The sequence below is a fragment of the Actinomadura rubteroloni genome (assembly GCF_002911665.1).
In the GTDB taxonomy this organism is placed as follows: domain Bacteria; phylum Actinomycetota; class Actinomycetes; order Streptosporangiales; family Streptosporangiaceae; genus Spirillospora; species Spirillospora rubteroloni.
In genome coordinates this window covers 635,847-659,230 of record NZ_MTBP01000003.1, presented here as the reverse complement: position 1 = coordinate 659,230, position 23,384 = coordinate 635,847, and the positions used below count along the sequence as shown (strand labels likewise).

Annotated in this window: 28 protein-coding genes and 1 rRNA gene; 10 read left to right on the top strand and 19 right to left on the bottom strand. The window is 73.7% G+C overall.

Annotated features, from left to right (window positions below; translation table 11 throughout):
• Positions 1 to 95 (bottom strand): 16S ribosomal RNA (locus BTM25_RS24260); the annotation flags it as partial.
• A 629-nt stretch (positions 96 to 724) separates the two neighbouring features.
• Here BTM25_RS24260 and BTM25_RS24255 point away from each other — a divergent pair.
• Positions 725 to 1,171, top strand: coding sequence for a GNAT family N-acetyltransferase (locus tag BTM25_RS24255; protein ID WP_103565269.1), 447 nt, complete (start codon positions 725 to 727; stop codon positions 1,169 to 1,171).
• A 10-nt stretch (positions 1,172 to 1,181) separates the two neighbouring features.
• Here the strand turns inward: BTM25_RS24255 and BTM25_RS24250 are convergent, their stop codons facing one another.
• Complete coding sequence (locus BTM25_RS24250; RefSeq protein WP_103565268.1) at positions 1,182 to 1,673, bottom strand: metallophosphoesterase family protein; 492 nt, start codon at positions 1,671 to 1,673, stop codon at positions 1,182 to 1,184.
• Positions 1,674 to 1,783: 110 nt separating this feature from the next.
• Between BTM25_RS24250 and BTM25_RS24245 the strand changes: the two genes are divergently transcribed.
• Together BTM25_RS24245 and BTM25_RS24240 are read left to right on the top strand one after the other, a co-directional pair.
• Positions 1,784 to 2,641 (top strand): alpha/beta hydrolase, encoded by an 858-nt coding sequence (locus BTM25_RS24245; RefSeq protein ID WP_103565267.1) that lies wholly within the window; start codon positions 1,784 to 1,786, stop codon positions 2,639 to 2,641.
• 125 nt (positions 2,642 to 2,766) lie between these two features.
• Entirely contained in the window at positions 2,767 to 3,174 is a 408-nt protein-coding gene (locus tag BTM25_RS24240) for a helix-turn-helix transcriptional regulator (RefSeq protein ID WP_205648244.1), read from the top strand.
• A 40-nt stretch (positions 3,175 to 3,214) separates the two neighbouring features.
• On the opposite strand, the gene BTM25_RS24235 is transcribed toward BTM25_RS24240, so the two are convergent.
• The 3 genes from BTM25_RS24235 to BTM25_RS24225 form a co-directional block, all read right to left on the bottom strand.
• Positions 3,215 to 4,786 (bottom strand): purple acid phosphatase family protein, encoded by a 1,572-nt coding sequence (locus tag BTM25_RS24235; protein WP_235828593.1) that lies wholly within the window; start codon positions 4,784 to 4,786, stop codon positions 3,215 to 3,217.
• 82 nt (positions 4,787 to 4,868) lie between these two features.
• Positions 4,869 to 5,468 carry a DAK2 domain-containing protein gene (locus BTM25_RS24230; RefSeq protein ID WP_205648243.1) on the bottom strand — a complete coding sequence of 200 codons (600 nt, stop codon included), beginning with the start codon at positions 5,466 to 5,468 and terminating at the stop codon, positions 4,869 to 4,871.
• The gene (locus BTM25_RS24225; protein WP_103565265.1) at positions 5,468 to 6,499 is read right to left on the bottom strand and encodes a dihydroxyacetone kinase subunit DhaK; all 1,032 of its coding nucleotides are present in this window, start codon (positions 6,497 to 6,499) and stop codon (positions 5,468 to 5,470) included. Before BTM25_RS24225 ends, BTM25_RS24230 begins: the two co-directional genes overlap by 1 nt.
• A 152-nt stretch (positions 6,500 to 6,651) precedes the next feature.
• On the opposite strand from BTM25_RS24225, the gene BTM25_RS24220 reads away from it, so the two are divergent.
• On the top strand, positions 6,652 to 7,038 hold the full coding sequence (locus BTM25_RS24220; protein WP_103565264.1) for an SCO5389 family protein: 387 nt from the start codon (positions 6,652 to 6,654) through the stop codon (positions 7,036 to 7,038).
• A gap of 22 nt (positions 7,039 to 7,060) precedes the next feature.
• Here the strand turns inward: BTM25_RS24220 and BTM25_RS24215 are convergent, their stop codons facing one another.
• From BTM25_RS24215 to rpmG, 7 genes are all read right to left on the bottom strand, one after another.
• The gene (locus BTM25_RS24215; protein WP_103565263.1) at positions 7,061 to 7,924 is read right to left on the bottom strand and encodes a metal ABC transporter permease; all 864 of its coding nucleotides are present in this window, start codon (positions 7,922 to 7,924) and stop codon (positions 7,061 to 7,063) included.
• A 113-nt stretch (positions 7,925 to 8,037) separates the two neighbouring features.
• Positions 8,038 to 8,823, bottom strand: a complete 786-nt coding sequence (locus tag BTM25_RS24210) for a metal ABC transporter ATP-binding protein (RefSeq protein ID WP_103565262.1) — start codon at positions 8,821 to 8,823, stop codon at positions 8,038 to 8,040.
• Positions 8,820 to 9,722 carry a metal ABC transporter solute-binding protein, Zn/Mn family gene (locus BTM25_RS24205; protein ID WP_103565261.1) on the bottom strand — a complete coding sequence of 301 codons (903 nt, stop codon included), beginning with the start codon at positions 9,720 to 9,722 and terminating at the stop codon, positions 8,820 to 8,822. Before BTM25_RS24205 ends, BTM25_RS24210 begins: the two co-directional genes overlap by 4 nt.
• A gap of 137 nt (positions 9,723 to 9,859) precedes the next feature.
• The gene (rpmF, locus tag BTM25_RS24200) at positions 9,860 to 10,021 is read right to left on the bottom strand and encodes a 50S ribosomal protein L32 (protein WP_103565260.1); all 162 of its coding nucleotides are present in this window, start codon (positions 10,019 to 10,021) and stop codon (positions 9,860 to 9,862) included.
• 4 nt (positions 10,022 to 10,025) lie between these two features.
• Complete coding sequence (gene rpsN, locus BTM25_RS24195; RefSeq protein ID WP_103565259.1) at positions 10,026 to 10,331, bottom strand: 30S ribosomal protein S14; 306 nt, start codon at positions 10,329 to 10,331, stop codon at positions 10,026 to 10,028.
• Entirely contained in the window at positions 10,331 to 10,567 is a 237-nt protein-coding gene (gene rpmB / locus BTM25_RS24190; protein ID WP_103565258.1) for a 50S ribosomal protein L28, read from the bottom strand. Before rpmB ends, rpsN begins: the two co-directional genes overlap by 1 nt.
• Positions 10,567 to 10,731, bottom strand: coding sequence for a 50S ribosomal protein L33 (gene rpmG, locus BTM25_RS24185; protein WP_103565257.1), 165 nt, complete (start codon positions 10,729 to 10,731; stop codon positions 10,567 to 10,569). The genes rpmB and rpmG overlap by 1 nt, the downstream gene beginning before the upstream one ends.
• A 210-nt stretch (positions 10,732 to 10,941) precedes the next feature.
• Between rpmG and BTM25_RS24180 the strand changes: the two genes are divergently transcribed.
• The 4 genes from BTM25_RS24180 to BTM25_RS24165 are packed head-to-tail and all read left to right on the top strand — an operon-like array spanning position 10,942 to position 15,873.
• Positions 10,942 to 13,707, top strand: coding sequence for a bifunctional YncE family protein/alkaline phosphatase family protein (locus BTM25_RS24180; RefSeq protein ID WP_103565256.1), 2,766 nt, complete (start codon positions 10,942 to 10,944; stop codon positions 13,705 to 13,707).
• Positions 13,700 to 14,614, top strand: a complete 915-nt coding sequence (locus BTM25_RS24175; protein WP_103565255.1) for an ABC transporter ATP-binding protein — start codon at positions 13,700 to 13,702, stop codon at positions 14,612 to 14,614. The genes BTM25_RS24180 and BTM25_RS24175 overlap by 8 nt, the downstream gene beginning before the upstream one ends.
• On the top strand, positions 14,611 to 15,426 hold the full coding sequence (locus tag BTM25_RS24170; RefSeq protein ID WP_103565254.1) for an ABC transporter permease: 816 nt from the start codon (positions 14,611 to 14,613) through the stop codon (positions 15,424 to 15,426). Before BTM25_RS24175 ends, BTM25_RS24170 begins: the two co-directional genes overlap by 4 nt.
• A gap of 3 nt (positions 15,427 to 15,429) precedes the next feature.
• Entirely contained in the window at positions 15,430 to 15,873 is a 444-nt protein-coding gene (locus BTM25_RS24165; RefSeq protein WP_103565253.1) for a hypothetical protein, read from the top strand.
• A gap of 9 nt (positions 15,874 to 15,882) precedes the next feature.
• Here the strand turns inward: BTM25_RS24165 and BTM25_RS24160 are convergent, their stop codons facing one another.
• Positions 15,883 to 16,473, bottom strand: coding sequence for a TetR/AcrR family transcriptional regulator (locus BTM25_RS24160; RefSeq protein WP_168212227.1), 591 nt, complete (start codon positions 16,471 to 16,473; stop codon positions 15,883 to 15,885).
• A 91-nt stretch (positions 16,474 to 16,564) separates the two neighbouring features.
• On the opposite strand from BTM25_RS24160, the gene BTM25_RS24155 reads away from it, so the two are divergent.
• A complete protein-coding gene (locus tag BTM25_RS24155) occupies positions 16,565 to 17,041 on the top strand; it encodes a pyridoxamine 5'-phosphate oxidase family protein (RefSeq protein ID WP_103565251.1) in 477 nt (158 codons plus the stop codon).
• A gap of 5 nt (positions 17,042 to 17,046) precedes the next feature.
• Here BTM25_RS24155 and BTM25_RS24150 read toward each other — a convergent pair whose 3' ends face one another.
• Both BTM25_RS24150 and BTM25_RS29360 read right to left on the bottom strand, forming a co-directional pair.
• The gene (locus BTM25_RS24150; protein ID WP_103565250.1) at positions 17,047 to 17,412 is read right to left on the bottom strand and encodes a phosphomannose isomerase type II C-terminal cupin domain; all 366 of its coding nucleotides are present in this window, start codon (positions 17,410 to 17,412) and stop codon (positions 17,047 to 17,049) included.
• Entirely contained in the window at positions 17,409 to 17,588 is a 180-nt protein-coding gene (locus BTM25_RS29360) for a hypothetical protein (protein ID WP_146059143.1), read from the bottom strand. The genes BTM25_RS24150 and BTM25_RS29360 overlap by 4 nt, the downstream gene beginning before the upstream one ends.
• A gap of 212 nt (positions 17,589 to 17,800) precedes the next feature.
• On the opposite strand from BTM25_RS29360, the gene BTM25_RS24145 reads away from it, so the two are divergent.
• On the top strand, positions 17,801 to 18,661 hold the full coding sequence (locus tag BTM25_RS24145; RefSeq protein WP_205648242.1) for an ROK family protein: 861 nt from the start codon (positions 17,801 to 17,803) through the stop codon (positions 18,659 to 18,661).
• On the opposite strand, the gene BTM25_RS24140 is transcribed toward BTM25_RS24145, so the two are convergent.
• From BTM25_RS24140 to BTM25_RS24125, 4 genes are read right to left on the bottom strand one after another with little or no spacing between them, the layout of a single operon-like run.
• Positions 18,658 to 19,776, bottom strand: coding sequence for an LLM class flavin-dependent oxidoreductase (locus tag BTM25_RS24140; protein WP_103565249.1), 1,119 nt, complete (start codon positions 19,774 to 19,776; stop codon positions 18,658 to 18,660). The two genes, BTM25_RS24145 and BTM25_RS24140, sit on opposite strands and share 4 nt — an antisense overlap.
• Positions 19,773 to 20,834 carry an LLM class flavin-dependent oxidoreductase gene (locus tag BTM25_RS24135; protein ID WP_103565248.1) on the bottom strand — a complete coding sequence of 354 codons (1,062 nt, stop codon included), beginning with the start codon at positions 20,832 to 20,834 and terminating at the stop codon, positions 19,773 to 19,775. The genes BTM25_RS24140 and BTM25_RS24135 overlap by 4 nt, the downstream gene beginning before the upstream one ends.
• A 13-nt stretch (positions 20,835 to 20,847) precedes the next feature.
• Complete coding sequence (locus BTM25_RS24130; RefSeq protein WP_103565247.1) at positions 20,848 to 22,038, bottom strand: LLM class flavin-dependent oxidoreductase; 1,191 nt, start codon at positions 22,036 to 22,038, stop codon at positions 20,848 to 20,850.
• Positions 22,035 to 23,378 carry an NtaA/DmoA family FMN-dependent monooxygenase gene (locus tag BTM25_RS24125; RefSeq protein ID WP_103565246.1) on the bottom strand — a complete coding sequence of 448 codons (1,344 nt, stop codon included), beginning with the start codon at positions 23,376 to 23,378 and terminating at the stop codon, positions 22,035 to 22,037. The genes BTM25_RS24130 and BTM25_RS24125 overlap by 4 nt, the downstream gene beginning before the upstream one ends.
• Positions 23,379 to 23,384 lie beyond the last annotated feature (6 nt).

The following is a 23,384-nucleotide window of genomic DNA, read 5'->3' as shown; positions in this document are numbered from 1 at the left end:
CCGCTCGAGTACCCCGAAGGGCCTTTCCGCTCGACTTGCATGTGTTAAGCACGCCGCCAGCGTTCGTCCTGAGCCAGGATCAAACTCTCCATCAAGGTCCAACGACACACCCAGGGGGCGAACCCCGGACATGCCAAACCTCATGAAGGGATCGAAATCCCAGCATGCCGGCCCAAAAACCGGCTTGCCTCAAAGAAATCCCAGACCACCACGCGAACGCGGGTGGCCTCGGGGACGACCCGAACCATGTCGGGCCGTTATAAAGGCACTGGCTTTTAACACGCTGTTGAGTTCTCAAGAAACGGACACCCACCGCGCTCCCACCACTTCCGTGATGCTCGCTCCGGGGCGACGTTTTCTACTTTATCAGATCCGCTCGGACTGTCAATTCCGCGCTTTTCCGATTCCTTTGCGCCGGGTTCGCTTTCGCGTCCGTCCGCAACGGCTCCGCTATTTCACCAGAGATCCCGCGGATGTCAAACCCGCAATTCCCGGCGCACCACAACACACCAGACACGGCGCAAGCCGACACTGGAGAAGGTAGTTGTGGAGGTCTCCCGGGGCCGGCCGCTGCGGCACGCGCAACGTCCTGCATCCCTCCGGGGACAAGTGGATAACTTACGCCCTCTCGACCGTGTCGTCAAATCCGGCCCTCGGGCCGCACACGACCGTGACGCGTCCATAGGTTGGGGCCGACCGCCGGCGGTTCACCCTGGGAGGGGCCATGACCGTGATCCGCGCAGCCCGGCCGGACGACCATGCCCGCATCGTCGCGGTCATGGACGACTGGTGGGGCCGGCCAGTCCACGCCCTTCTTCCCCGGCTCTTCCTCGACCACTTCCATCGCAGCAGCCTCGTCGCCGAGCGGGACGGCCTGCTCGCCGGCTTCCTGGTCGGGCTGCTCTCCCCGTCCGTCCCCGGGCTCGCCTACATCCACTTCGTCGGCGTGTCCCCGGCCGCGCGCGGGGACGGCCTCGGCCGCGACCTCTACGAGCGGTTCTTCGCGCTCGCCCGGCGGGACGGGCGGGAACGCGTCCGCTGCGTCACGTCGCCCCAGAACACGGCGTCCATCGCCTTCCACACCGCGATGGGGTTCACCGTGACCGAACCGATCGCCGATTACGACGGCCCGGGAGTCAGCCGCGTGGTGTTCGATCGTCCGCTCGTCTGAGCCGAGGACGTCAGGTCACCGGGACGATGCGAGCGTCCAGCAAGACCCCGTCCGTGATCGACAGCAGTCCGATCGTGCCGTGGGGCTGGCGGCGGCGGTCGGTGGGCGAGCCGGGGTTGAAGATCCGGACGCCGTCGCCCGTGACGTCCAGCGGAATGTGCGAATGGCCGAACACGACGAGCTGCGCGGACGGGAACCACCGCCGCATCCGCGCGGTTCGCCCGACTTTGGCGCCGGAATCGTGGACCATCGCGACGGGAAGCCCGTCCAGGTCGAGTTCGAGGCGTTCGGGCGCGCCCCAGGCGGCGACGTCCGGGCCGTCGTTGTTGCCGAGGACGGCGTGGACGGGCGCGAACGACGTCAGCTCGTCCAGGACGCCGGCGGTGCACACGTCGCCCGCGTGCAGGATGGCGTCGGCCCCGCGCAAATGGCCGGCGACGGCGGCCGGGACGCCTTTCCAGCGGCGCGGCGCGTGCGTGTCCGACAACACGACGACTTTCATGCGTCCCATTGTCCCCGTCGTCCGGGAGGGCCTTATGCGCGGGCGGCGGCGCGTCTACGCTCGCGATCACGTCGCGGACCGTCCGCGCCCCGGATCCCCGAGGAGCCCCGATGTTCACCTTTTCCAGTACCGACGGCGTCGAGGTCCACGTACACGTGTGGGAGCCGGACGGTGAGGCGCGGGGCATCGTGCAGATCGCGCACGGGGTCGGCGAGCACGCCGAGCGATACACCCGTTTCGCGGAGATCCTGGCCGCGCGCGGTTATGCCGTCTACGCCAACGACCATCGCGGGCACGGCCGGACGCTCAAAGGTGCGCCGGGCGACCTCGGTGACGACGGCTGGAACCTGCTCGTCGCCGACATGGCCGCGTTGTCCGAGCAGGTGCGGGAACGGCATCCGGGGCATCCGCTGGTGCTGCTCGGGCACAGCATGGGGTCGTTCGCCGCGCAGCAGTACGTCCTGGACCACGCGGATCAGATCGCGGGCCTGATCCTGTCGGGGACGACGGCCGTGGACGGCCTTCTGGAGCGCATGGTGGCCGTTCTCGCCGAGGACCCGGAGGCCGATCCGATGGCGGCGTTCAACCGTCCGTTCGAGCCGGGCCGCACCGGGTTCGAGTGGCTGAGCCGGGACGAGGCGCAGGTCGACGCGTACGTCGCGGACCCGCTGTGCGGTTTCGGCCTGGACGACCGCGCGACCGGCGACCTGTTCACGGCCGCCGTCCGGCTCGCCGAGCCGACGGGGATCCCGGCGGACCTGCCGGTGTACGTCGTCGTCGGCACCGACGATCCGCTGAACGCCGGGCTGGAGCTGAGCGACCTGCTCGTCGAGCGGTACCGGAACGCGGGCCTCACCGATCTGACGTACCGGAAGTACCAGGACGCACGCCACGAAGTGCTCAACGAGCTGAACCGCGACGACGTCGAGCGCGACCTCGTGACCTGGATCGATCGTGTGACCGGGTGATCACCGGAGGCGGACGATTCCGCACTTCCCATGACGTCGTCCAGAACCTATAGTTACTCTCAGTCATCAGATCGTCACGTGCACGCGGCCGTGCCGCGGGCGGCTCAGACCGATCGGAGCGACAGATGCAGGACGAGCGAGCGGCCCCCGACCTCCCCTCGCCGACGATGGCGGAACTGGCGCGCGAGGCGATCGCGCATCTGGAGGGGCTGGCCCGCGTCGTCGCGCGGATGCAGGGCCTGGCCGAGCCCGCGGGCGCGCCCGCCGGGAACGCGGCGCGGGTGGAGCCGGGCGGGCTGCCGTCGGGCTCGCCGCACCTGGACCGGCTGACCCGCCGGGAGCGCGAGGTCCTCGCCCTGCTGGTGCGGGGCATGCCGAACCGCAGGATCGCGCGTTCGCTGAACATCACGGACGCGACGGTCAAGAACCATCTGCACGCGGTGTTCGTCAAGCTCGGGGTGGCCGACCGCACCGAGGCGGTGGCGAAGGTCCTCGCGCAACCGGGTCCGCATCCCGGGCCCCACTCCCCCTGACCCGGGCCGGAAGCCGCGCGGGCTCCCGGCCGGGACGGGGTCAGCGGCCGCGCGTGAGCGTGAACCGGTCGATCTCGGTGCCGTTCTCGGCGAGCGCGCGGACGGCGAGGCTCGGCGCGTGGCCGTGGCCGCCGGGGTCCACGTCGACCCGGATGAACGAGTAGCCGGTGAACCGGACGCGGGACCACTGGACGGTCTCGGGGACCTTGTTGCCGGACTTGTCCCAGGCGTAGGTCCGCACCTCGTCGAGGGGCTTCTCGTTGCCCTCGTAGCTGTCGGTGACGGGGAAGCTGTAGAGGCTCTTGCCCGCGCCGCCGGCGGTGACGTAGACGACGCCGTCGGTGTCCGTCCGGGCGGATCCGCCGATCGGAAGCGCCTTGCCCACGGCGTTCTTCGCGATGGCGTCGGTCCGCTCGTAGACGTGGTTGTGGCCGTTCACGACGAGGTCGACCTGGTACTTCTCGAACAGCGGCACCCACGCGTCGCGGACGCCGCCCTCGGAGGCGTGCTGGTTCGTCGTGGAGAACGCGCAGTGGTGGAAGAACACGACGATGAAGTCGATGTCGCGGCGGGCGCGGAACGCCTTGAGCTGCTTGTCCAGCCACGCCGTCTGCGCGCCCTTGGACAGGCCGAGGTTGGCGGGGATCTCCCAGGAGACGTCGTTGGCGTCGAGCGAGATGACGGCGGTGCCGCCGTACACGAAGGAGTACACGCCGGGCAGGTTCTCCGGGTCCGGGCCGTTGCCGGGGAGCTGGAACCGGGCCTCCTCGCCGCCGTAGCCGTTGGGCGAGTACCACGCCTCCATGTCGTGGTTGCCGTAGGAGACCATCCACGGGACCTGCTTGGCGACGGTCTCGGTCTGGGCGAGGAACTGGTCCCACAGCCGGGTGTCGAACGTGTCGGTCGGCTTGCCCTGGCCGGACGAGTCGGCGTAGCAGATGTCGCCCGCGTGCAGGTGGAACGCGGGGTTCTGGGCGAGGATCAGGCTGTCGTTGCCGAGCGCGTGGTAGCTGACGCCCTGGTCGCCGAAGGCGGTGAAGGTGAAGGGGCGGCGGCCGGACGGCGCGGTGGTGAAGGTGCCGAGCGTCCCGGCGAGGTGCGGCGCGGCGGGGTCGAAGCCGTCGTGGCCGACGCCGTAGTAGTACGTCGTGCCGGGCTGGAGGCGGCTGAGGCGCGCGTGCAGGAAGTACTGGGTGACGTCGGGGCTCGCGCCGACGCCCGCGGGCGTGTGCAGGGCGCGGATCTCGGCGGGGATGCGGTGCGACAGGTTCCACGGGTGGGTGCCGACGCGCAGGAACGGCTTGGCGACGGCGACCGGGACCTGCCAGGAGACGGTCATCTCGGTGCGCGGGTCGGCGCCGAAGGCCAGGTGGCGGCCGGTGGGCGCGACGAGGGCGCCGTCGATCTTCGGCGCGGTGCGCGGGACGGCCGGGGTCGCGGCGCGGGCGGTGTCGGTGAGGACGCCGGTGGCGGCGAGGGCGCCCGCCGCGACGGCGCCGCCGCGCAGGACGCCGCGCCGGGAGAGGCGGGAGCGCAGGTACTCGTACTGCTCGGCCATGCTCATGCGCTCGGCGAGCCGGTCGGGGATCCCCATGCGTGGTGTGTTGTTCACGGTGGCCAGGGTGGCGCGCGGGACCGTTCCAAGAGTGCCGTTGCGATGAATTTCCTCGATACAGCGCGTGACGCGCTCCGGGTTAGAAGGGCGGCGGGACGTCGTCGTCCGGTTCGGCGACGGATGCGACGGCCCAGAACAGCAGCGCGATCCCGGCCGCGCCCGGGTCGGCGGCGCCGAGCGCCCGGTCGCCGAGGTAGCTGGCGCGGCCCCGGCGGGCGCGCAGGCCGGCGGTGCGGGCGGCCCCGTCGGCGGCGGCGCGCGCGGCGGCGGCGAACGGGCGCGGGCCGTGCAGGGCGTCGACGGCGGGGGCGAGGGCGTCCACGAGCGTGCGGTCGCCGATCTCGGCCTCGCCGACGCGGCGGATCGCGCCGAGCCCGGCGGCGGCGCCGGACGCGAACGCCCCCGGGTCCGCGGCGAGCGCGCGGGCGATCTCGGTGAACAGCAGGCCGAACAGGGGGCCGCTGGTGCCGCCGACCTCGTCCAGGAAGACCTCGCCGAGCACGGCGAACGCGGGGCCGCCCGTCCGGTCGTGGCGGGCGGCGGCGGCGCGGAGCCCGGCGCGGAGGTTGTCGCCGAAGTCGCCGTCGCCGCTGTGCCGGTCCAGGCGGGTCAGCTCGCCGTGCGCGGCGTCGACGGCGGTGGCGTAGCGGCGCAGGACGGCGTTCTGGTCGAGGTCCATCAGGCGGCTCCGTTCGCGCGGGGGAAGGCGGGCGTGACGGCCGGGGCGTCCCACCAGGGCCGCCACTCGGGCCGCAGGCGGGTGAGGGTGAGCGAGAACCCGGCCATGTCGAGGGCGGGGACGAACGTCCCGACGAGCGCGTCCGCGACCGTGAGCCCGCGCCGGTCCAGGTCGCCGGCGACGAGGTCGTAGAGCCCGTACAGCTCCAGCGGCGTGGTGCCGCCGAGGCCGTTGACGACGACCAGGACGTCGCCGGGGCCGTCGGGCAGCGCGGCGGTGACCGCGTCGAGCATCCGGGCGACCAGATCGGCGGTGGGCGGGCGGGGCACCGATCTCGCGGCCCGCTCGCCGTGGATGCCGACGCCGTACTCGATCTCGCCCGGTTCCAGGTCGAACGCGGGCCGTCCGGTGTGCGGGGACGTCTGGGCGCGGGACGCGACGGCCAGGCTCCGCGAGGCGGCGGCGACGCGGGCGCCGAGGTCGGCCAGCTCGTCCAGGCCGAGGCCCGCGTCGGCCGCGCCGCCGAGCAGCTTCTCGACGACGACCGTGGCGGCGGTGCCGCGCCGTCCGGTGGCGGTGTCGGCGGAGTCGGTGGCGACGTCGTCGTCCACGAGGACGCGCCGGGAGGCGATGCCCGCGAGCCGGAGCCGTTCGGCGGCGATGCCGAAGTTGATGCGGTCGCCGGTGTAGTTCTTCACGACGTGCAGGACGCCGTCCGGTCCGGCGGCGGCGCGGCTCGCCGCGAGGACCTGCCGGTTGTGCGGGGACGCGAACACCTTGCCGGGCGCGACGGCGTCGAGCATGCCGCGGCCGAGGAACCCGGCGTGCAGCGGCTCGTGGCCGGACCCGCCGCCGGAGACCAGGCCGACGCGGCGCGCGGGGGCGCGGTCGCGGGCGAGGAGGTGCGGCGGGTCGTCGCGCAGTTCGACCAGGGCCGCGTGGGCGCGGGCGAAGCCGCGCAGCGCGGGCGGGACGGGGTCGCCGTCCGCGGGGAGGAAGGGGCCGCCGGGGGTCGTTCGGTCCGTCGCCATGCCTGCGGTGTACCCGCTCGCGTCCCTTCCGTCCCGGCCGTCCCGCCCGCAGCGTAATGAAAATCATTGCTATTGATCTCCGGTGCCCGCCGGGTTAGCGTCGGGGAGCGGTCCTTCCGCGGCACGTCTCGCCGATCCGAGGAGTCTCCGTCTTGTCCCTGGACGTTTCCCCCGACCTGCTCGCCAAGGCGCAGCGGGGTCCCGTCGACGACGCCGAGTTCATCGCCTGCATCCGGGAGTCGCTCCCCTATGCCTGGAACCTCGTCACCGAGCTGATCGCCCGGCTCCGGACCGAGGGCGGCGAGTTCGCGGACAACCTCACCCCGCCACCGGACGAGCAGGCCCGCGGCCAGCTCCTGCGCATGCTCGCCAGCGACGCGATGCGCACCTCGATCGAGCGCCACTTCGGGGTGGCGCTGGCATTCCAGAACTGTCACCGGCTGGCGGTGTTCGCGCAGCCGGGCACCCCGGCGCACGACGCGTTCGTGACGGCGCGCGAGCAGATCCTCAACCAGTCGCCCGAGCTGCGCGACTGCTGAGCCGGGGCCGGGTCCCCGCCCGTCACGCGGGGACCCGGCGCGCGGTCCAGCCCCGGCGCGTCCGGACGGCCCCGACGGCCCGGCACGCCACGTAGATCAGGAACGACAGCGTCGTGACGTAGGGGCTGATCGGGATGCTCGCGCCGAGCGCCAGCAGGATCCCGCCGAGCATCGCGGCCGTCGCGAACACGACGCTGAGCACCGGCGCGAGGACGGGCGACGCGGTCACCCGCAGCGCCGCCGCCGCGGGCGTGCAGAGCAGCGCCAGCACGAGCAGCGCGCCGACGATCTGCACCGACGCGGCGACCGCCAGGCCGAGGACGAGCATGAACGCCAGCGACAGCGCGCCCGCCGGGACGCCCCGCGCGGCGGCGACGTCCGGGTCCACGCTCGCGAACGTCAGCGGGCGCCACAGGACCGCCAGGCACAGCACGACGAGCACCGAGATCGCGACGAGCCAGGACAGCCGGGGCGTGTCGATCGCGACGATCTGGCCGGTGAGGACGCCGAACTTGTTGACCGACCGTCCCTTGTAGAGCGCGAGGAACAGCACGCCGAGCCCGAGCCCGGTCGGCATCAGCACGCCGATGAAGGAGTTGCGGTCGCGGGCGCCCGCGCCGAGCACGCCGATGAGCGCGGCGGCGGCGAGCGCCCCGGCCAGCGAGCCGACGACGACGTTGAACCCGAACAGCAGCGCGGCGGCGGCCCCGGCGAACGACAGCTCGCTGACGCCGTGGACGGCGAACGTGACGTCCCGCAGGAGGACGAACGTCCCGACGAGCCCGCCGACGAGCCCGAGCACCGCGCCCGCGACCAGCGAGTTGCGGACGAGCGACAGCAGCTCCCCGTAGTGGTCGAAAGAGAAGATCTCGTGCCAGACGCTCATGCTGTGTTTCCCGTTCGCCTACGGCGCGCCAAAGCCGCGCGCTTCCCTCGTCGCTCTGGTCGCAAGCTCCCGGCGCTCCTCAGTCCAGCGCGCGGCGCGCGCCTCCGGCTCGCTCATGCCGTCCCCTCCGCCCGGACCGGCGGGGCGCCGACGACGGCGACGTGGTCGCCGGCGCGGACGACCTGCACGGGCGTCCCGTAGAGGTCCGACAGCACGGGGGATGTCAGGACGTCGTCCGGCGCGCCGATCCGGAACCGTCCGCCCGCCAGGTACAGGACGCGGTCGGCGAGACCGAGGATCGGCTCGATCTCGTGGGTGACGAACACGACGGCGGTGTCGCGGGTGCGGCGGCGCTGGTCGATGAGCCCGGCGACGGTGGCCTGGCTGCCGGGGTCGAGGGACAGCAGGGGCTCGTCGCACAGCAGGATCCGGGGATCGGACGCCAGTGCCTGCGCGACCCGGACCCGCTGCCGCTCGCCGCCCGACAGCAGCCGCAGCGGGACGTCGGCGTAGGGCTCGGCGCCGACGGCGCGCAGCGCGTCCTCGACCCGCTCGCGGACGGCGCCGCGTGCGCGGCCGAACCCCCAGCGGTGGCCGTCCACGCCGAGCCGGACGAAGTCGCGCGCCCGCAGCGGGGTGAGCGGCGAGACCTCCAGGCGCTGCGGGACGTACCCGACGCGGTCGCCGCCGCGCCGGGGGGCGCGGCCGGCGATCTCGACCGTCCCCTCGGTCAGCCGCCGGAGGCCGAGCAGGACGCGCAGGAGGCTGCTCTTCCCGGTGCCGTTGGCGCCGAGGACGGCCAGGAACTCGCCAGGCCGCACCTCCAGGTCCAGGCCGCGCCAGAGCACGCGGCTGCCGTAGGCGAGGCCCGCGCCGCGCAGCGCGATGGCCGGTGTCATGACAGTGCGGCCCGGAGCGCGGCGAGCGTGCCGGCCATCCAGGTCTGGTAGGTCTTCCCGGCGGGCATCGTCTCGGTGACGGGCACGGACGGGATCCCGGCGTCCTTCGCCGCGGCCTCCAGCTTCTCGGTCTCGGGCCCGGCGGTCTGAGCGTTGTAGACGAGCGCCTCGACCTTCTTGCCGGTGAACAGCGCGAGCGTCTGTTGCAACACGCGGGCGGGGACGTCGTCGCCCTCCTCGACGGCCTCGCTGAACTCGTCGGGCGTCGCGTTCTTCAGCCCGGCGGCGTCGAGCAGGTAGAGCGGGACGGGCTCGGTGATCGCGACTCCGGCGCCCGCGTGCACGGTCTTCAGCGCGGCGGTCTCCCGCTCCAGCGGCGCGAGCGCGCGCTTGAACGTCGCCGCGTTCGCGGTGAACGCGGCGGCGTGCGCCGGGTCGGCCTTGCCGAGCGCGCCGGCGACGCCGTCGGCGAGCCTGGCCATCGACGGGACGTCGTACCAGACGTGCTCGTTCAGCTCGCCGCCCGCGGGCGCGGTCCGTCCCGAGATCCGGACGGCGTTGAGGACGGTCGCCGACGAGTTGTGCGCCGTCTTCAGCATCCGGTCCACGAAGTCGTCGTAGCCGCCGCCGTTCTCGATGACGACCTTCGCGCGGGACAGTTCGAGCTGCGTGCGGGTGCTGGCCTCGTAGGAGTGGGGGTCCTGGCTCGGGTCGCTGATGATCGACGTGACCGCGACCCGGTCGCCGCCGATCTGGCGGGCGATGTCGCCGTAGACGTTCGTGGACGCCACGACCGCGACCGTCCCGTCGCTCTCCGGGCCGTCGCCGGACCCGCCGCACGCGGTGAGCAGTCCGGCGCCGAGGACCAGCGCTCCGCCGAGGAGGGACGTTCTGGGCATGGGGGTCTCCCAAAGCAATATTGATAACCGTTTTCATTTCGTACTATGCCACAGCCCGGCCAATCGGTCATCTCGGACGGATGCCCGGCGCGAAAAAGCGGGTCCCGGCACTGCCGGGACCCGCGCAACGCGCCCGGTCAGGGCAGCAGGCCCCGCTCGTAGGCGCGGACGAGACGGCGCGGCACGCGGACCGTCCGCCCGTCCACGATCACGGTCACCAGCGCGGGCGGCTCGGCCCTCCACCGCGCACGCCGGGACCGCGTGTTCGAGCGCGACGTCCTCCGCTTCGGGACGGCCATGCGATCACCAGCTCGCCTTCGTCACGCCGGGCAGCTCGCCCCGGTGGGCCATCTCGCGGAACCGCACCCGCGACAGGCCGAACTTGCGCAGGTGGCCGCGCGGGCGCCCGTCCACCGCGTCGCGGTTGCGCAGGCGGGTGGCGCTGGCGTCGCGCGGCTGGCGGCGCAGTTCGCGGACCGCCGCGTCCCGGTCCTCGGGCGCGGTGCGCGCGGACGCGATGACCCGCTTCAGCTCGGCGCGGCGGGCGGCGTACCGCGCGACCGTCGCCCGGCGGCGCGCGTCCGCCGCGATCTTGCTCCGCTTGGCCATCAGACCTTCTCCCCGCGCGCCCGGATCCGGGCGACCGCCGCCTCGACGCCGATCGCGTCGATCGTCTTGATCGCCCGCGCCGACAGCCGGAGCCGGACGAACCGCCGCTCGCTCGGCAGCCAGTAGCGCTTGCGCTGGATGTTGGGATCGAACCGGCGCGGCGTGCGGCGGTGCGAGTGGGACACGCTCCTGCCGAACGCGGGTTCGGAGCCGGTGAGCTGGCAGCGGCGCGCCATCAGCGCTCCTCGCGGTACAGCACGTGGCGGCGCACGACGGGGTCGTACTTGCGCAGCGTGAGGCGGTCGGGGTCGTTGCGCCGGTTCTTGCGGGTCACGTAGGTGTGCCCCGTCCCTGCGGTCGATCGCAGCTTGACGACCGGCCGCAGCTCGTTGCGGGCCATGCGCTCTCCTCTCGTCGGTGGACGACCCATGGTAGCGATAACCGTTTTCATTTCGGAACCGGACGGCGTGTGGGCGACGTCACCCGCGCGCCGGATCCCGGTGCCGTTCACGGGCCCGTCATCCGCGGTTGGCCCCCGTGATCAGGTGCGGGCCTAGGGTCCGGCGGCGGGCCGGTCATCCGTACCGGCCCGGAATCCAGAGGGGATTCGATGCGCCGAAGAACGCTCTCCACGTCCGTGCTCGGGGCCGTCGCCGTGCTCGCGACCGCCACCGCCGCGTTCGCCGCCGGCCCGGGCGGCGCGAACACGCCGCTGGCCGACCATCTCGTCGGCCGTCAGCAGGACGGTTCCGTCCTGACGTCCAACAACCAGTACGTCACGCCCGCCGGGACGAGCATCGAGCAGTCGGGCCGTCCGATGGACCTCGCCGTGCGCCCGGACGGCCGCACCGCCGTCGACCTCACCAAGTCCGGCGCCGGCCTGTTCACGGTCGTGGACCTCGCGGGCGGCAAGGTGCTCCAGCAGTACACGCCGCCGAAGGGCACCGGCAGCGGCAACATCGGCGTGACCGGTCTGCTTTACAGCCGCGACGGGAACACGCTGTACGCGACGCAGAGCAAGAACCTGCTGAAGTTCCCGGTCGCCGCCGACGGCACGCTCGGCAAGCCGTCCGTCATCGCGCTCCCCGCCGACGCCGACGTCCCGAAGGACGCGAACGGCACGGCCGCCGCGCCGCTGCCGACCGGCCTGGCCTGGTCGCCGGACGGGTCGAGGATCCTGGTCGTCCTGGACGGCTGGAACCGGCTCGGCGTCCTCGACCCCGAGACGGGCGCGCTCACTGCGCAGACGCCCGTCGGCGTCGCGCCGCGCGACGTCGTCGTGGTCGGCAGGCACGCGTTCGTCGGCAACGAGGGCGGCCGGACGCCGCGCGCGGGCGAGCGCACCAACCTCAGCTACGACTCCCCCGTGCTCGCCGACCGGCGCGACGGCCGCGCGGCCTCCGGGACGGTCTCGGAGATCGACCTCGCGGCGAACAAGGTCGTCCGCACCTACAAGGTCGGGCTGGACCCGAGCAGCCTCCTCGCGCACGGCACCGAGGTGCTCGTGACGAACTCCAGCGACGACACCGTCTCGGTGATCGACACCGTGCGCGGGCAGGTGGCGCGGACGTTCAACGTCAACCCGCTGCCCGGCCAGCCGTACGGCAGCTCGCCGAACGCGCTGGAGTTCCTGGACGCGAGCCACCTCGTCGTGAGCCTCGGCCGCAACAACGCGCTGGCCGTCTACGAATACACCGGCGCGCACCGGCCCATCGCGTTCGACGGGCTCATCCCGACCGGCTGGTACCCGGGGACCGTCCGCTGGAACGCGGCGCTCGGCAAGCTCGTCGTGGCGAGCCAGGCGGGCGTGGGCGCGCTCGGCCCGGCGCGGACGATCAGCCAGGGCCCCGGCACGACGCCCGCGACCGGCCACCAGGTGTACGCCGACGTCGGCACCGTCGGGCTCATCGCCGAGCCGACGCCGAAGGAGATGGCCGCCTACACCTCGCAGGTGTTCGCCGCCAACCAGTGGAACGGCCTGAGGGAGCGCAACAAGAAGGGCTCGCGCGGCGCCGCGCCCGTCGCCGTGCCGCTGCGCACCGGATCGCCGTCCAAGATCAAGCACGTGTTCGTGATCGTCCGGGAGAACCGGACGTACGACCAGGAGCTGGGCGACGACCCGCGCGGCAACGGCAACCCCGCGTACGCGCAGTTCGGCGCGAACGCGACGCCGAACGCGCACGAGCTCGTCCGGCGGTTCCCGCTGATCGACAACCTGTACTCCGACGGCACCAACTCCGCGACCGGGCACACCTGGCTCGACGCGGGGTTCGTCAACGACTACCTGGAGCGGTCGTACGCCAACTACATCCGCAACTACGGGCAGCCGGACGCGATGGTGTACCCGAAGTCGGGATTCCTGTGGGACAACGCGCGGGCGCACGGCCTGAGCGCGCGGGTGTGGGGCGAGTACGCCGAGTGGTTCACGACGCCGGACGGCCAGAACTGCCCCGGCACATGGACGCAGTGGTACCAGGACTCCAAGATCCTTGAGGGCAGGGCCACGGGGCAGCTCCACTCCCCGATGGGCCACTGCCAGACGAAGACCGACATCCCGTCGCTGGACGGGATCCTGTCGCGCGACTTCCCGAACTTCCAGACGCAGATCCCCGACCAGTACCGCGCGGACATCTTCGAGCGGGACTTCGCGCAGTACGTGAAGAACGGGAAGCTGCCCGCGCTGAACATGCTGTGGGTGATGAACGACCACACCAACGGCCTCAACGCCGGATACCCGACGCCGTCGGCGATGGTGGCCGACAACGACCTGGCCACCGGGCGCATCATCGACACGATCTCGCATTCCAGGTACTGGAAGGACAGCGCGGTCTTCGTGATCGAGGACGACTCGCAGAACGGCGTCGACCACGTGGACGGGCACCGCAACGTGACCATGATCGCCAGCCCGTACGCCAAGCGGGGCGCGGTCGACCACACCTACTACAGCCAGCTCAACGTCGTCCGGACGGTCGAGCAGATCCTCGGCCTGCCGCCGATGAACCAGCTCGATCTCGCCGCCGAGCCGATGTACGGCGCGTTCACCGACACGCCGGACCTCACGCCCTACGAGGTCCAGCAGAACAAGATCCCGCTGGACACGCTGAACCCGTCGGCGGCGCAGGTGACGGACGCGATGCAGAAGTCGTGGCTCGCCTGGTCGGAGAAGCAGGACTTCCGGTCCGAGGACAATCTCGCGTTCGCCCCGTTCAACCGGCTCACCTGGTACGCCTCGACCGGCTGGAAGAAGCCGTACCCGGGCGACGCGAAGGTCATGACCCCGCAGGAGGTGCTGCGGCGGTTCCCGCAGACGACCGTCGTCAACGGCACCGAGAACGACCTGCCGCGCAGCCGCGTGCCGCACAAGACGCATGCCTGACGCACCGATCGAGGCGTCCGGGCTCGTCCGGCGGTTCGGCGCCACGGTGGCCGTGGCCGGGGTCGACCTGCGGGTCGGCCCCGGCCGGGTCCACGGCATGGCCGGCCCGAACGGGGCCGGGAAGACGACGCTGCTCGCGATGATCCTCGGGCTCGTCCGGCCGGACGCGGGCGAGGTGCGGCTGTTCGGCCGCACCCACGCGGCGGACGGCGCGCGGGCCCTGGACGGCGTCGGCGGCTTCGTGGAGGCCCCCGCGTTCTACCCCTACCTCACCGGCCGCGCGAACCTGGCGCTGCTCGCCGACCTGGACGGCGGCGGCGCCCGGGACCGGATCGGCGCGGTGCTGGAGCTGGCCGGGCTCGGCGCCGCCGCCGGGGCGCGGGTCGGCGGGTACTCGGTCGGGATGCGGCAGCGGCTCGGGCTCGCGGCGGCGCTGCTGCGCGACCCCCGGCTGCTGATCCTGGACGAGCCGACGAGCGGGCTGGACCCGTCCGGCCGCCGGGACGTGCGGGCGCTCGTGGCCCGGCTCGCGGGCGAAGGCGTCGCGGTGCTGCTGAGCAGCCACGACATGGACGAGGTGGAGGACCTGTGCGACGACGTCACGATCGTCGCGGGCGGCCGGGCGGTGTTCGACGGGACGCTCGCGGAGCTGCGCGGCCGGGCGCCCGCCCCGGCGTTCCGGCTCGCGACCGGCGACGACCCGGCCGCGCTGGCTCTGGCGGCGGACGTCCCGGGCGTCACGGCGGAGGCGCGCGATGACGGGCTGCTCGTCCGCGCCCCGCGCGAGCGGCTGGACGCCTACGTGATCGCGCTCGGCCGCGCGGGCGTCGCCGTCCGCGCGCTCGCGCTGGAGTCCTCCGCGCTGCGCGGCGCGTTCTTCGCCCTCACCGAGGGGGCGGACGCGTGAGCGGGACGTGGACGGTGCTCCGCTGGGAGCTGTTCAAGATCACGCGGCAGGCGAAAGCGCAGCTCGTCCTCGCGGCGTGCCTGCTCGGGCCGTTCCTGTTCGTCGCGGCGCTGAACGCGCAGGGCAACGTTCCGCAGGACACGCTGTTCGGCCGCTGGGTCCACGACAGCGGGTTCGCGGTCCCGCTGGTCGTGCTCGGGTTCGCCGGGCAGTGGGCGCTGCCGGCGGTCACGGCCGTCGTCGCCGGGGACATGTTCGCCGCCGAGGACCGGTACGGGACGTGGAAGACGATCCTCACCCGCTCGCGCGGCCGCACGCAGGTCTTCGCCGGCAAGGCCCTCGCCGCCACCGCGTTCTCCGTGGCCGCGACCGTCGTGCTGGCGCTGGCGAGCCTCGCGGCGGGCGTGCTGCTCGTCGGGCGGCAGCCGATGGTCGGCCTGTCGGGGACGCTGCTGCCCGCCGGACGCTGCACGGCTCTGGTGCTGGCGAGCTGGGCGTCGGTGCTGCCGCCCGTCCTGGCGTTCACCGCGCTCGGGCTGCTGCTGTCGGCCGCGGGCCGCAGCGGCGCGCTCGGCATCGGCGGGCCGGTCGTGCTCGGGCTGGTGCTCCAGCTCGTCTCGCTGGTGAACGCGCCGGTGCTCGTCCGGACGCTGCTGCCGACGACGCCGTTCGGGGCGTGGCACGGGCTGTTCGCCGACCCTCCGTTCTACGGGCCGTTGCAGCAGGGGACGCTCGTCAGCGTCCTCTACCTGGCCGTGTGCGCGGGCGCCGCGTACGCGCTGCTGCGCCGCCGCGACATCACGGGGGGCTGAGAAATGCGCAGGTATCTGGGCGCGGCGGTCGCGGCGGCGGTCGTCGCCGGGGCCGCGGGCTGCGGGACGTCCGGCGTCACCCGGACGCGGCTGAACGACGCCGTCGCGCCGACGTTCGCCCACCTGTACGTGCTCCAGCAGTCGTTGCGCGGCCGGACGGTCCGCGCGGCCGACCTGCGGGCGCGGGCCGACTGCGGGCGCGGCGGCCCGGACGTCGCCGACAGCGGCGCGGGCAACGACTGGGCCTGCACGATCACCTGGTTCAACACCGGGCCGGGCGTGGCGGTGAACGCGTCCTACCAGGTGCACGTCCAGACCAACGGCTGCTACACCGCCGACGGCGACGGGCCCGCCGACCTCAACGGGCAGCAGACGATCACGGCGGCCGACGGCGCGACCGTCGCCAACCCCCTGTGGCAGTTCGACGGCTGCTTCGACACGACCTGACGGGCGTCCTCAGCCGGGGGCGTCGGGGACGAGCACCGGCAGGGCCGCGCGCAGCGCCGCGAGCGCGGTGGTCGTCCCGGCGGTGCGGTCCAGGACGAGCGCGCCCTCGATCGCGGCGAGCAGCAGGTGGGCGAGCCCGGCGGCGCGGTCCTCGGCGTGGCCCTCGCGGACGAGCGCGGTCCGGATGACCGTGCCCCAGGACCCGAACTGCCGGACGGCCTCGTCCCGGATCGCCCGGCCCGCGATCGGCGACTCGACCGCCAGCAGCGCGATCGGGCAGCCCTCCAGGCCGTCGCTGGCCGCCATCGACTCCATGAGGACGCCGAGCGTCCGGTCGATGCCGGCGCGGGTGCCGAGCGCCGCGACGTCCGCCGCGATCCGGCCGCCGATCCGCTCGCCCTCGCGGCGGACGACCTCGGCGGCGACCTCGCGCTTGCCGCCGGGGAAGTGGTGGTAGAGCGACCCGACGACCGTGCCGCTCTCGTCCAGGAGCTGCTTCACGCCCGTCGCGGCGTAGCCCTGGCGCATGAACAGCTCGCCCGCGGTGCGGAGCAGGCTCTCGCGGGCGTCCTGCTCGACGCGCCGGACCGTGTCGGCCATCGTGGCACCCCTTCCCGGAGGCCGATTGTAGGGCGGCCCAGGGACATCGCCGGGCGCCGGTCTACGATCATCGAAAGCCGAGGGGGACGCCATGTCGCGCCGCGACCAGATCCGAATGACCGGCGACGAGCTGGACGCGTTCCTGCGCGCGTCGCGGACGGTCACGTGCGCGACGCTCGGCCCGAACGGCAGGCCGCATCTCGTGCCGCTGTGGTTCGTCCCGCACGACGGCGCGATCGCCTGCTGGACCTACCGCCGGTCGCAGAAGGTCGCCAACCTGCGCCGCGAACCGCGGGCCACCCTCCAGTTCGAGGACGGCACGGACTACGCCGAGCTGCGCGGCGCGACGATGGAGTGCGACGCCGAGGTGGTGGACGACGCCTCCCGGACCGCCGCCGTCGGGCTCGCGCTGACGGCCCGGTACGCGCTGGACGGCGGATCCGCCGCCGAGGTCCCGGCGGAGCTGGTCGAGTTCGTCCGGGGGCAGGCGGAGAAGCGCGTCGCGCTGCTCTTCCGGCCCACCCGGACGGTCACCTGGGACCACCGCAAGCTCGGCGGAACCTACTGATCCGGCTACTGCGCGACGGCTCCCGCGCCGGCGCGGCCGTAGTCGTCGTCCAGGCGCTCGATGTCGTCCTCACCGAAGTACGTCCCGGTCTGGACCTCCACGAACACCGCCGGGACGTCGCCGTGGTTGGCGGCGCGGTGCGCGCTGCCCGCCGGGACGTCCACCGACTGGCCCGGCAGCAGGACGGTCTCCGCGCCCTCGATCGTCACGTGGAGCGTTCCGGCCAGCACGTACCAGTGCTCGGAGCGGTGCCGGTGGCGCTGGTAGGACAGGCGGCTGCCGGGGGCGACCTCGATGCGCTTGGTCTTGTGCGCGGGCGACTCGTCCACGACGGTGTAGCTGCCCCACGGGCGCGACTCGGTGGTGGTCATGCGGTTCCCCTCCCAGAGGTGCCAAAGGTCGCGACGCGCAGCGCCGCGGGGTCGAAGCCGTCCGGCGGGTCCTCGGCACGGACGCCGTCGCGCAGATCAAGATAGTTGCGGCCGAGGACCGCTCCGGGCGCGGGCGGCACGATCCGCGCGAGGTAGCCGTACCCGGCCGAGGTCAACGTGAGGTCGGCGCGGCCGTCAACGTTCGGTCCGGACGCCGGTCCGACGCGTCCGGCGGCGAGCGGCGGGCCCTTGACCGGGCCGATCGCGCCGCCGACGTCCGACGCCCGGGGGCGGACGGTTCCCCGAAACGGGTAATCACTCGGTTTTGCCGGAAACGTCCGAGGTCGGCTAGCTTCCGTGGCCGGACCCCGAGCGGCAGAGGTGAGCGGTGACCGGAATCCCGGTGCTGGAGATCGGCGGCACGCACGTCTGCGCCGCCGTGGTCGACGGGCGGCAGCTCGTTGGAACGATCCAGAAGCGTCCGCTGCGCGCCGACGGCACCGCCGAGGAGTTCCTGACCGCCGTCGCCGGCGCCGCCGCGCCGCTCGCCGCCGACCCCGCCGCGACCTGGGGCGTCGCCATCCCCGACCCGTTCGACTACGCGCGCGGCATCGCGCTCTTCGAGGGCGTCGGCAAGTTCGAGGCGCTGCGCGGGCTGGACGTCGGCGCCGCGCTCGGCGCGCGGATCGGCGCCGCCGGGTTCGCCTTCCTCAACGACGCCGACGCGTTCGCGCTCGGCGAGTGGGCCTACGGCGCCGCGCACGGCACGCGCCGCTGCGTCGGCGTGACGCTCGGGACGGGCGTCGGCTCCGGCTGGATCGTGGACGGACGGGCCGTGGCCGAAGGGCCGGGCGTCCCGCCGGACGGCAAGGCGCACCGCCTCACCGTCGGCGGGGCGCCGCTGGAGGACCGCATGTCGCGCCGAGCGATCCGGGCGGCGTACCGGGCGTCCGGCGGCGATCCGGACGCGGACGTCGCCGCGATCGCCGCCGCCGCCCGCGCCGGGGACGCCGCCGCGACGGCCGTCCTGCGCGCGGCCCTCGGCGCGCTCGGCGCCGCCCTCGGCCCGTGCCTGCGGGAGTTCGGCGCCGAACTGCTCGTCGTCGGCGGGTCGATGACGGGCTCCTGGGACCTGTTCGAGCCGTGGTTCCGCGCCGCCGCGCCGGACCTGCCGCCGGTCGCGGTCGCCGCCGACGCGACTGCGTCCGCGCTGGCGGGCGCGGCGCGGCACGCGCGGGCGGGCCGCTAGGCCCACGCCTCCGCGAGCAGCTCGTAGGAGCGGACGCGGTCGGCGTGGTCGTGGGTGATCGTGGTGACGAGCAGTTCGTCGGCGCCCGTCACGCGCCGCAGCGTCTCCAGCCCGGCCGCGACGGTCTCGGGCGACCCGACGAACTGGGTGTCGACCCGGTCGGCGACGAGCGCGCGGTCCTCGGCGGTCCACTCGTGGGCGGCGGCGTCGGCCTCGGTCGGGTACGGGATCGCGGCGAGGCTCGTGCGGATGCTGCGCACCCACAGCCCGTACGGCGACGCGAGCAGGCGGGCCTCCTCGTCGGTCGGGGCGGCGACGACGTCGGCCGAGACGACGACGTAGGGCTCGTCCAGGACGTCCGACGGCTTGAACGCGGCCCGGTAGGCCTCGACGGCCTCCACCACGTTCGCCGGGCTGACGTGGTAGTTCGCCGCGAACGGCAGGCCGCGCTCCCCCGCGACCCGCGCGCTCTGCCCGCCGCTGCTGCCGAGGATCCAGAGCGCGAGGTCGGCGCCCTCGCCCGGGACGGCCTGCGCGCGGTGCCCGTCCGGGGACTCGTAGGCGCCGGTCAGGAGCCGGACGATGTCGTCCACCACGTCGGCGAAGTCCGGGGACTCCGCGCCCGGCTGCTGGAGCAGCGTCGTGAGCAGCGCGAACCCCGCCGACTTGGCGAGCAGCGGGCCGAAGTCATAGGGCTTCGGCAGGAGCAGGCCGTCCACGACGCGCGCCTCGCGCGGCGGGGGCGGGCTGTCGGCGCGGCGCAGCGCCTCGGCGCGGCGCTGCCCGGAGCGGCCGAGGCCGAGGTCGATCCGGCCGGGGTACAGGGCGTCGAGGGTGGCGAACTGCTCGGCGACGGCGAGCGGCGTCCAGTGCCCGGTCTGCACCGCGCCGGACCCGACGCGCAGCCGGGACGTCGCGGCGGCGACCGCGCCGATGAGCACCTGCGGCGCGGAGCTGGCCACGCCGGGCGCGAGGTGGTGCTCGGCCAGCCAGTACCGGCGGTACCCGGCGGCCTCGGTGCGGCGGGCGAGGTCGAGCGTGTTGCGGACGGCCTGCGGCGCGGTGCCGCCCGCCGGGATCGGGACCAGGTCGAGGACGGACAGCGGAACGGTCATGACGGCGACTCCACGGAAGGGGCGGGGAACGGACGGCTCGGGATCTCCTTGCGGAGCACGGGCGCGACGTCGCGCTGGAACAGCTCCAGCGACGCGCGGTGCAGGTACGGGGGAAGCCCGTCGGCGTCGGCCTGGACGTGCATGACCTCGTGCCCGAACCGGTCGTGGTAGCGGTGGACCTTGTCGATGATCTGCTGGGGGCTGCCGACGAGAATGGAGCTGCGTTCGACGGCGTCCTCCAGCGTGGGGAAGACGGGTTCGATCCCGACGCGGCGGAACAGCGCGAGCCGCGCGTCGTACACGGGCCGGTACGCGGCGAGGGCGTCCTGCGAGCGTTCGGCGACGTACAGCCCGGCGCTGCCCGCGCCGATGAGCGCCCGGCCCGGGTCGTGGCCGTGGTGGGCGAGCCGTTCGCGGTAGTGGTCGATCAGCGCGGCGTACGGCTCGATGGGGTTGGTGACGTTGGCGGAGAACAGCGGGTCGCCGTGGATCGCGGCCAGCTCCACCGACTCCTCGCTGGTGGCGCTGCCGTGCCAGACGCGCGGGATCCGCAGCGGGCGCGGCAGGATCTCGGCGTCGGTCAGGGACGGCCGGTAGCGGCCCGACCAGGTGACGCGGTCCTCCCGCCAGAGGCGCCGGAACAGCTCGTAGCCCTCGCGGTTGCGCTCCCACTGGTCGTCGGCGCTGACGTGGAACACCTGCGCCTGCGCCGCGCCGTTGCCCTTGCCGATCATGAGTTCGAGGCGTCCGCCCGCCAGGTGGTCCAGCGTGGCGTAGTCCTCGTAGGCGCGGACGGGGTCGAGCAGGCTCAGCGTCGTCACGGCCGTGAACAGCCGGATCGCGGACGTCCGCGCCGCGATGTGGCTGAGCACCACCGGCGGCGCGGCCGACAGGAACGGCCGCTCGTGCCGCTCGCCGACGCCGAACCCGTCGAAGCCGAGCCGTTCGGCGAGGACGGCGTTGTCCACGACCTCGCGGAACCGCTCGGTGACGGGCTTGTACCGCCCGGTCAGCGGATCGGGCGCGTGGACGATCAGGCTGATCGCGAGGAACTTCATGCGCGTGCCCCCGTCATGGCGCCGCCGCGTACCGGTTCGCGGGGCGGGGCAGGCCGAATCGGGCGCGGAGCGTGTCCTCGGCGTAGGCGTCGCGGAACGCGCCGCGCCGCCGCAGCTCGGGCACGAGCCCGTCGGCGATCGCGGTGAGGTCGTGCGGGAGGACGCCCGGCCGCAGCCGGAATCCGGCGAGCCCGGCGGCGCTTCGGTCCAGAAGCAGGTCGGCGAGTTCGGCGGGCGTCCCGGCGAAGACCTCGGCGTCGGAGGCGAGCGGGTCGACGCGGTCGAGGCGGGCGAGCCGGGCCGCGGCGGCGCCGGGCTCGTCGTCCAGGAACACGACGAGATCGCCGAGGACGGCGAGCGGGGCGCCGGTCCGTCCGGTCTCCGCCTCGGCCGCGCGGATCTCGCCGATGATGGACGCGGCCTCGTCGCGCGAGTGCGGGGTCACGAACACGACGTCCGCGCCGCGCGCCGCGAACCGGTAGATCGGCGCGCTGTGGGCGAGGGCCGTGACGAGCGGCTGGCCCTGCGGCGGACGCGGCGTGATCGACGGCCCGCGCACGCTGAACTGCTCGCCCGCGAAGTCGATGTAGTGCAGTTTGTCGCGGTCCAGGAAGCGGCCGGTGGCGGCGTCGCGGATCTCGGCGTCGTCCTCCCAGCTGTCCCAGAGGCGGCGGACGACCTCGACGTGGTCGCCGGCCTCGGTGAGCAGCCCGGCCACGAGCGCCTCGGTCTCGGGCGCGCCGAAGTCGGCGGGCGTCAGCTCGGGCAGGACGCGGCGGCCGAAGTGGGCGGCCTCGGCGGCGCGCGCGGAGATCTGCGGGCGCCAGCCCGCGCGGCCCCGGCTGACGAAGTCCAGCGACGCGATGCCGATGCCGACGTGGAACGGCTCGGTGTGCGTGGTGCTCGTCGTCGGGACGATCCCGACGTGCGTCGTCTCCGGCGCGACGCGGGCGGCGATCAGCACCGCGTCGAGCCGTCCGCGCACCTGGTCGGTGCGGTGGTCGAAGGCGAGCGGGACCGACGACTGGGGTCCGAGGGCGTCCTCCAGCGTCACGAGGTCGAGGGCGGCGCGCTCGGCCTCCCGCACCAGGCCGGTCCAGTAGCCGGCGGTGAACACGTCGCCGGGACGGGCGCCGGGCTCGCGCCAGGACGCGGGGTGCCAGCCGGTGCCGTCCAGCGCGACGGCGAGGTGAAGGTGGGTCACGAGGTCTCCTCAGCGGTACGGGCCGGGCCGAGCCCGAGGTGGTCGCGCAGCGTCGGCCCGGTGTAGTCGGCGCGGAACACGCCCTTCTCCTGGAGCAGCGGGACGACGTGCTCGGCGAGGTCGTCCAGCCCGCCCGGCGTCAGGTGCGGGACGAAGATGAACCCGTCGGCAGCGTCGGTCTGGACGAACTCGTCGATGCGGTCGGCGACCGTGCGGGCCGTCCCGACGAACGTCTGCCGCGCGGTCGTCTCGATGGCGAGGTCGCGGATGCTGAGCCCGCGTTCCCCGGCGAGGGCGCGCCACTGCCGGACGGTCGCGGCGCGGTCGCCCCGGAACTGGGCGCGGCCCTTCGACACGCCCTCCCCGAGGTCGGGTTCGACGTCCGGGAGCGGGCCGTCGGGGTCGTAGCCGGACAGGTCGCGTCCCCACACCGCCTCCAGGAAGGCGATGGCGGTCTGCGGGGAGACCTGGGCGCGGCGGATCTCGGCGGCGCGCTCGGCGGCGTCCGCGTCGGTGTCGCCGAGGACGTAGGTCACGGCCGGGAGGATCTTCAAGTCCTCGGACCGGCGGCCGTACTTGGCGAGGCGGCTCTTGACGTCCTTGTAGAACGCGCGGCCGTCCTCCAGCGTGCTGTGCCGGCTGAAGATGACGTCGGCGTCGCGGGCGGCGAACTCGCGGCCCTCCTCGGAGTCGCCCGCCTGGATGATCACTGGATGGCCCTGCGGCCCGCGCGGCGTGGCGAAGCGCCCGTGGATGTCGAAGTGGCGGCCGTGGTGGGCGAACTCGCCCGCGCCCTCGCGGACGAACTGCCCGGCGGCGGGGTCGGCGAGCAGGTCGCGGTCGGTCCAGGAGTCCCACAGCTCGCGCGCGGTCTGGAGGAACTCGGCGGCGCGGGTGTAGCGGTCGGCCTCGTCCAGGAACCCGCCGCGCCGGAAGTTCTCGCCGGTGAACGCGTCGTAGCTCGTCACGACGTTCCAGGCGGCGCGCCCGCCGCTGAGGTGGTCCAGCGACGCGAGCCGCCGCGCGACCTCGTACGGCTCGTTGAACGTCGAGTTCACGGTCGCGGCGAGGCCGAGGCGCGTCGTCACGGCGGCGAGCGCGGACAGGACGGTCAGCGACTCGGGCCGTCCGGCGACGTCGAGGTCGTGGATGCGGCCCTTCAGCTCGCGCAGCCGCAGGCCCTCGGCGAGGAAGAAGAAGTCGAACTTGGCGCGCTCGGCCGTCCGCGCCAGGTGGACGAACGACGCGAAGTCGATCTGGCTCCCCGAGCGCGGGTCGGACCAGACCGTCGTGTTGTTGACGCCCGGGAAGTGCGCCGCGAGATGGATCTGTCTGGGCATTCGGAC

What these genes read in the sequence shown, in the direction of transcription:
- BTM25_RS24125 (WP_103565246.1), bottom strand. Translation starts at nt 23,378, where the DNA reads ATGCCCAGACAGATCCATCTCGCGGCGCACTTCCCGGGCGTCAACAAC.
- BTM25_RS24225 (WP_103565265.1), bottom strand. Translation starts at nt 6,499, where the DNA reads ATGGCGACGGACCGAACGACCCCCGGCGGCCCCTTCCTCCCCGCGGAC.
- rpmB (WP_103565258.1), bottom strand. Translation starts at nt 10,567, where the DNA reads ATGGCGCGCCGCTGCCAGCTCACCGGCTCCGAACCCGCGTTCGGCAGG.
- BTM25_RS24150 (WP_103565250.1), bottom strand. Translation starts at nt 17,412, where the DNA reads ATGACCACCACCGAGTCGCGCCCGTGGGGCAGCTACACCGTCGTGGAC.
- BTM25_RS24155 (WP_103565251.1), top strand. Translation starts at nt 16,565, where the DNA reads ATGTCGCGCCGCGACCAGATCCGAATGACCGGCGACGAGCTGGACGCG.
- BTM25_RS24160 (WP_168212227.1), bottom strand. Translation starts at nt 16,473, where the DNA reads ATGGCCGACACGGTCCGGCGCGTCGAGCAGGACGCCCGCGAGAGCCTG.
- BTM25_RS24250 (WP_103565268.1), bottom strand. Translation starts at nt 1,673, where the DNA reads ATGAAAGTCGTCGTGTTGTCGGACACGCACGCGCCGCGCCGCTGGAAA.
- BTM25_RS24245 (WP_103565267.1), top strand. Translation starts at nt 1,784, where the DNA reads ATGTTCACCTTTTCCAGTACCGACGGCGTCGAGGTCCACGTACACGTG.
- BTM25_RS24140 (WP_103565249.1), bottom strand. Translation starts at nt 19,776, where the DNA reads ATGACCGTTCCGCTGTCCGTCCTCGACCTGGTCCCGATCCCGGCGGGC.
- BTM25_RS24165 (WP_103565253.1), top strand. Translation starts at nt 15,430, where the DNA reads ATGCGCAGGTATCTGGGCGCGGCGGTCGCGGCGGCGGTCGTCGCCGGG.
- BTM25_RS24255 (WP_103565269.1), top strand. Translation starts at nt 725, where the DNA reads ATGACCGTGATCCGCGCAGCCCGGCCGGACGACCATGCCCGCATCGTC.
- BTM25_RS24175 (WP_103565255.1), top strand. Translation starts at nt 13,700, where the DNA reads ATGCCTGACGCACCGATCGAGGCGTCCGGGCTCGTCCGGCGGTTCGGC.
- BTM25_RS24135 (WP_103565248.1), bottom strand. Translation starts at nt 20,834, where the DNA reads ATGAAGTTCCTCGCGATCAGCCTGATCGTCCACGCGCCCGATCCGCTG.
- rpmF (WP_103565260.1), bottom strand. Translation starts at nt 10,021, where the DNA reads ATGGCCGTCCCGAAGCGGAGGACGTCGCGCTCGAACACGCGGTCCCGG.
- rpsN (WP_103565259.1), bottom strand. Translation starts at nt 10,331, where the DNA reads ATGGCCAAGCGGAGCAAGATCGCGGCGGACGCGCGCCGCCGGGCGACG.
- BTM25_RS24240 (WP_205648244.1), top strand. Translation starts at nt 2,767, where the DNA reads ATGCAGGACGAGCGAGCGGCCCCCGACCTCCCCTCGCCGACGATGGCG.
- BTM25_RS24210 (WP_103565262.1), bottom strand. Translation starts at nt 8,823, where the DNA reads ATGACACCGGCCATCGCGCTGCGCGGCGCGGGCCTCGCCTACGGCAGC.
- BTM25_RS24230 (WP_205648243.1), bottom strand. Translation starts at nt 5,468, where the DNA reads ATGGACCTCGACCAGAACGCCGTCCTGCGCCGCTACGCCACCGCCGTC.
- BTM25_RS24180 (WP_103565256.1), top strand. Translation starts at nt 10,942, where the DNA reads ATGCGCCGAAGAACGCTCTCCACGTCCGTGCTCGGGGCCGTCGCCGTG.
- rpmG (WP_103565257.1), bottom strand. Translation starts at nt 10,731, where the DNA reads ATGGCCCGCAACGAGCTGCGGCCGGTCGTCAAGCTGCGATCGACCGCA.
- BTM25_RS24215 (WP_103565263.1), bottom strand. Translation starts at nt 7,924, where the DNA reads ATGAGCGTCTGGCACGAGATCTTCTCTTTCGACCACTACGGGGAGCTG.
- BTM25_RS24205 (WP_103565261.1), bottom strand. Translation starts at nt 9,722, where the DNA reads ATGCCCAGAACGTCCCTCCTCGGCGGAGCGCTGGTCCTCGGCGCCGGA.